General features: G+C 64.2%; 5 protein-coding genes and 1 pseudogene. 4 read left to right on the plus strand and 2 right to left on the minus strand.

The annotated features are described in order from the left end of the window. Positions 1-188: 188 nt before the first annotated feature. Together ACEQXE_RS09035 and ACEQXE_RS09040 are read right to left on the minus strand one after the other, a co-directional pair. Positions 189-1,250 (minus strand): hypothetical protein, encoded by a 1,062-nt coding sequence (locus tag ACEQXE_RS09035; RefSeq protein WP_370178600.1) that lies wholly within the window; start codon positions 1,248-1,250, stop codon positions 189-191. A gap of 11 nt (positions 1,251-1,261) precedes the next feature. Continuing rightward, positions 1,262-2,536, minus strand: coding sequence for a TIGR04063 family PEP-CTERM/XrtA system glycosyltransferase (locus tag ACEQXE_RS09040; RefSeq protein ID WP_370178601.1), 1,275 nt, complete (start codon positions 2,534-2,536; stop codon positions 1,262-1,264). A 122-nt stretch (positions 2,537-2,658) separates the two neighbouring features. On the opposite strand from ACEQXE_RS09040, the gene ACEQXE_RS09045 reads away from it, so the two are divergent. The 4 genes and pseudogenes from ACEQXE_RS09045 to ACEQXE_RS09060 all read left to right on the plus strand — a co-directional run. Beyond that, the gene (locus ACEQXE_RS09045) at positions 2,659-2,784 is read left to right on the plus strand and encodes a hypothetical protein (RefSeq protein WP_370178606.1); all 126 of its coding nucleotides are present in this window, start codon (positions 2,659-2,661) and stop codon (positions 2,782-2,784) included. Then, on the plus strand, positions 2,781-4,187 hold the full coding sequence (locus tag ACEQXE_RS09050) for a DUF5935 domain-containing protein (RefSeq protein ID WP_370178603.1): 1,407 nt from the start codon (positions 2,781-2,783) through the stop codon (positions 4,185-4,187). Before ACEQXE_RS09045 ends, ACEQXE_RS09050 begins: the two co-directional genes overlap by 4 nt. A gap of 68 nt (positions 4,188-4,255) precedes the next feature. Then, positions 4,256-4,705: a MaoC family dehydratase gene (locus tag ACEQXE_RS09055; RefSeq protein WP_370178605.1), complete on the plus strand. Its 450-nt coding sequence runs from the start codon at positions 4,256-4,258 to the stop codon at positions 4,703-4,705. A gap of 165 nt (positions 4,706-4,870) precedes the next feature. Further along, positions 4,871-5,521: pseudogene (locus tag ACEQXE_RS09060) on the plus strand (acetyl-CoA C-acyltransferase); the annotation flags it as partial.

The raw sequence follows: 5,521 nt of genomic DNA on the forward strand, positions 1-5,521 counted from the left end.
CTCAGTTTTGATATCAACAGCATTTTCAACAGAAATTACATCACCACGTCCAACCTCGTCAGGTTTTGCACCCTTTACCGCTAGACCAACTCTTGCAGGACAAATGGATTCAGTGACAGGATCATCAGGTGTGGCCGGGTGGGGAGGCGGGGCGGGTGGTGAATGGTTCACGCTAGTGAACCCAAAGATTACGCCACATCATCCAAGCGGGTCAGCCGGTCGAGCGCACCACGCAGCGCTCGGTCGACATCGCTTTGCGACGGTGCGGTCTGTGCGATAGCCGATTCAGTGCGGTGGAGGCCCGATCGCATGGGCTGTGCATGAGGAGTGTCCTGCGGGTGGTCCGGAGCGGAGGGTGCCCCCTGTTCCTGCCCCTGCAAGGCACGGGCAAGCCTTTCGACAAGTTCCGCAACCCCGAGTTCGCCCAGCGCAGGTTCTTCATTCCGCGGTTGCGGCCACGCGGATGGCGGTGGCGGAGCGGGTGGAGCAGCCGGTGTGGGCTCCCGAAAGGGTGCGGGCGAAGGCGCGGGCTCAGCGGCGACGGGCGTGTCGATAACAGGCGCAGGCGGTGCCTCGAATGCGGGCCGATCCTCGGCAACGTCCTCTTCGTCGGACACGAAGTCGGCAAAGGGGTTATATCGCGAAGGTGCGGGAGCGGATGGCGCGGGAGCAGGCGCTGCGTCCTGCCAGTCGGGCGTGTGCGCTTGCGGCGGGTCGGCAGCGGGTGCGGGCTCTGGCGCGCAATCCTGCTCTACCGGCTCGTAAGCATCGGAATCGCTCCATGCCGAAGCGAAATGCGGATCGTCGATCGGTGCCTTGAACTCATCGTCCAGGTCGAATGCGTCCGGGTTGTCGTCATACTCGACGTCATCGTCATCGTCATCGTCATCGCGATCCAGTCCCAGCGCTGCCCGCACGTCGAGCGGTGGGCGCGTACCCCGCTTGCGTGGCTTGCACGGGACAACGACAGTGTTGTCATCGGAATCGTCGCTGCGGACCTTGCTGGCGATGAACAGGCCCATCAGCAGCCCGATGCCGGCTGCGCCAATCGCTGCGACCACGCGCGTCTGCGGGCCGAACGGCGCGTGGCCATTGAAGACCATGTCGAACAGGACTTGCGGCAGGAACAGGCATCCTCCGCCGAACAGCGCGGCAAACCACAGCGCGACGACCGCCTTGAAGGCAGCGCCGGAGGTCAGTCCGCCACGGCTCGATGCGTGTTCGTCGGGTGCGTGGTCCATCTCGGCCAACGTGCGTTCCTCTATGCCGAGCCGCCGTTGCGGGCGTGGACCGCCCCGTCGGGAGCCATCCACGCCGCGCTATTGGGCGACCGATCCAACGGCTTGCCTAGCAAGCGATGGTAAACAGCGTGATAACGACGGCTGTTTATCTGCCAGTCGCGTTCGCTGGCGATGAAGGCTTGCGCGCGTTCGCGCATGATGGGCCAGACGTCCTCGTGGTCGAGCATGTCGGCGAGCGCGCGCGCCATGCCTGCCGGGTCGTCTGCCGGGAAAAGCACACCGGTCTGGTCGTGATCGATCAGTTCGCGGTGGCCGCCCACATCGGACGCCGCCACGATCCGCCCCTGCGCCATTGCTTCGAGCGGTTTGAGCGGCGTTACGAGATCGGTCAGCCGGCTTTTCTTGCGCGGGAAGGCGAGCACATCGGTCAGCGCATAGTAATTCGCGACCTCTTGGTGCGGCACGCGCCCGGTGAAGATAATCGCATCGCTGGCGGGCGAGGCGGCGGCTTGCGCACGCAGAGCCCCGTCTTCGGGCCCGCCGCCCACCAGCAGCAGTTTCGCGTGGCCGTGGCGCTCGCGCAGCAGTGGCAGCGCGGCAATCAGATCGTCGAGGCCCTCGTAAGGGTAGAAGCTGCCGATGAAGCCGATCACGGGGCCCTCTGCCAAGCCAAGCTTGCGGGCAAGCGCTTCGTCGCGTGCAGCGGGCTCCCCGAACTGCGCGAGATCCACGGCGTTGGGCGAAATGCCGATCTTCTGGGGCGGGAATCCGCGCCCGATAAGATCGCCGCGCAGCCCCTCGCAGATCGTGAACACTGCATCGACGCGTTTGACGACAAAGTTTTCGAGCGCGCGGGTCAGGCGATATTTGGCCGAGCCTTGCGTCCCCGTGCCGTTTCCGACCGCCGCATCTTCCCAGAAGGCGCGGATTTCGTACACCACCGGGATGCCGAGCTTATTTCCGGCGCGGATCGCCGCGAGCCCGCACAGCGCGGGCGAATGGGCATGCAGCACGTCGGGGCGCCAGTCTTCCGCCAATCGCACGATGGCATCGGCATGGGCCGCAACTTCGCGCCATTCGGAGAGCAGCGGCGGGCCACCAGCCGATCCTGCGCTACGATGAAAATGCAGGCCTTCGCAGGTTTCTTCGGCCGGTCCCTCGGCGGTGTGGCGCGGGCCGGTAATCCCGCGCACATCCAGCCCGTCGGCCATCTGCGTGCGCATGATCGCCTTGGTGCGAAAGGCATAGCCGCTGTGGAGCGGCAGCGAATGGTCGAGGACATGGAGTACGCGCATGGCGTGAACGTGCGTAGCGCAGGCGTACTTAACGCCGCGTCAACTCCGCGCTGCTAGCGCTCGCTTCACAATGGCCCGGAAAGCGTCCGCGCCACCCATTCGCGCGAAGGAGCACCCGATCCGTGATCGACATGCTGGTCATCGTCTCGATTCACGGCCTCCTGCTGCTGGCAGGCTACCGCCTGATGCTGCGTGACGACCTGGACGAGGATCCGCTGCTCGATCCTGATGGCGATCAGGCCCCGTGACCGACCTGTTCCTCCTCGGCTTTCTGGCCGTCTTCCTGTTCTTCGGGCTGAAGCGCCCATTCCTGTGGGTGTGCGCATATCTCTACGTCGATATCCTTGCACCGCAGAAAATCGGCTTCGGTGTCATCACCAGCGTGCCGGTTTCGCTGATCGCCTTTGCGGCCGCATTCGGCGGCTGGCTGATGCTCGACAAGAAGACGCGGCCCACCTTCACATTTCGCCAAGCGCTGATGCTGTTCCTGCTCGGCTGGGCATGGTTCACGATGCAGGGTGCGGCGTTCCCGGTCGAGGCGGCTGACAAGTGGGACTGGGTATGGAAGACGCTGGTCTTCGCGATATTCCTGCCCTTTACCGTCACCACCAAGCTTCGGTTCGAAGCTGCGGCGCTTGTCATGCTGCTGACAGCGGGCGCGATCATCATCTCGGGCGGGATAAAGACCGTGTTCGGCGGCGGCGGCTACGGCACGCTGTCGCTGTTCGTGAACGATAATAGCGGGATCTACGAAAGCTCCACCATTTCGACCGTGGCAATCGCGATCATTCCGCTGCTGTACTGGTTCACCCGGCATGGCACGGTGTTTCCGCCCAGCCTGCCGGTAAAGGCGTTTGCGCTTGGCCTGTCGGGTGCCTGCCTGCTGATCCCCATCGGGACCGAGGCGCGCACCGGCCTCGTCTGCATTGCGATGCTGGGCCTGCTGATCCTGCGCGAAACCAAGTACAAGCTGCTGATGATCGTGGGAGGCCTGTTGCTGTGCGTCGCCGCCTTCCCCTTCCTGCCGCAGTCCTATGCCGATCGCATGGCGACCATGTTGACCGCAGAAGAGGACGAGAGCGCATCGACCCGTGTGGCCGTGTGGGAATGGACGCTCGATTATGTCGAGGAAAAGCCACTTGGCGGCGGGTTCGAAGCCTATCGCGCCAACAGCTTCACCTATCGAATGCCGCAGACCACTGGCAGCGGCAACATGACCAGCACCAGCTACGAGAAGGTGACCGACGAGGGCCGCGCCTATCACTCCGCCATTTTCGAGATGTTGGGCGAGCAGGGCTGGCCCGGGCTGGGCGCATGGCTGCTGCTGCAGGCGCTGGGCCTCTACCAGATGGAACGCTTGCGGCGACGGATGCGCAAGAAGGCCGATCCGCAGCTCGAATGGCTGGGCCATCTCGCGATTGCGCTGCAATATGCGCAGCTGATCTATCTGGTCGGCGCGCTGTTCCAGGGGATCGCGTGGCAGCCCTTCATCATGATGCTCGCCGGGCTCCAGATCGCCCTCGTGATCTATGCCAAACGCTATGATTCGCCGCGCGCAGCGACCATTGGCGAGCGACTGGCGGCCCAGCGCCAAAGCGATACGGCGCCTGAAGCGTCCCATGCCGTAGGGGCACCCGGGGGCGCAGCCTAGGCTCCATTGCACTTGGCCGACCCATCCGGCATGGAGCGCGCAGAAATCCATGCACAGGAGAGGCAGCAATGAGCCCGCAAGACATCGCCGCGAAGGTCGGTGAACAGATCGGCACCAGCGAATGGGCCGAGATGAGCCAGGAACGGATCAACCAGTTCGCCGAGGCGACCGGTGACCACCAGTTCATCCATGTGAACGAGGAAGCGGCCAAGATGACGCCGTTCGGCGGCACCATCGCACATGGCTTCCTGACGCTCTCGATGATCCCCTATCTCGGCGCCAATTCGGACATGCAGCATCCCGACGGGATCAAGATGGCTGTCAACTATGGTGGCAACAAGACGCGCTTCATCAACCCGGTCCGTTCGGGCAAGCGCATTCGCGGCCACTGGAAGCTGCTCGACATGACCGAGAAGCGCCCCGGCCAGTGGCAACAGACGGTCGAGATCACCATCGAGATCGAAGGCGAAGAAAAGCCCGCCCTGATCTGCGAATGGATGACGATGTACTTCGTCTGAAAGTTCTTCCCCCCCCCTTCAGGGGAGGGGATCGAGGGGTGGGGGAAGCCCGCGCAATGCGTGTCGGCCCCTCCCCGCTGCGACTAGGGCTTGCTTCGCAAACCCAAGTCTCGCTGCCCCTCCCCTGAAGGGGAGGGAGAAGTTTAGTTTCGAGGAGTTCATATCATGCGCAGCGCAGTCATCGTTTCCACCGCACGCACCGCCATCGGTCGCGCCTACAAGGGCGGCTTCAACGACACCAAGGGTGCCACGCTCGGCTCCTATTCGCTCGCTCCGGCCATTGAACGTGCCGGGATCGACGCGGGCGAGATCGACGACGTGCTGTGGGGCTCGGCGCTCCAGCAGGGCGCGCAGGCGGGCAATCTCGCGCGCCAGGTTGCCTTGCGCGCGGGCTGCCCGATCGGCGTTTCGGGGATGACGATCGACCGCCAGTGTTCCTCGGGCCTGATGTCGATTGCGACCGGCGCCAAGCAGATCATGGTCGACAACATGAACGTCGTCGCCGCTGGCGGCCAGGAATCGATCAGCCTCGTGCAGACGCCGGAAATGCGCGTGATGCCCGACCCCGAGCTGCTCGCGATGCATGGGGCGGTCTATATGCCGATGCTGCAGACCGCAGAGACGGTCGCCCAGCGTTATGGCATCAGCCGCGAGGCGCAGGACGAATACGCGCTGCGTTCGCAGCAGCGGACCGCCGCCGCGCAGGAAGCGGGCAAGTTCGACGACGAGATCGTGCCTGTCACCGTCACCATGAAGGTGAAGGACAAGGAAACGGGCGAGGTTTCGGATCGCGAGGTCACGGTGGCGAAGGACGAG

Source organism: Alteriqipengyuania sp., assembly GCF_964222115.1.
Classification (GTDB): Bacteria; Pseudomonadota; Alphaproteobacteria; order Sphingomonadales; family Sphingomonadaceae; genus Alteriqipengyuania.

Coding starts and splice junctions, on each gene's coding strand:
- ACEQXE_RS09055 (WP_370178605.1), top strand. CDS start 4,256: ATGAGCCCGCAAGACATCGCCGCGAAGGTCGGTGAACAGATCGGCACC.
- ACEQXE_RS09040 (WP_370178601.1), bottom strand. CDS start 2,536: ATGCGCGTACTCCATGTCCTCGACCATTCGCTGCCGCTCCACAGCGGC.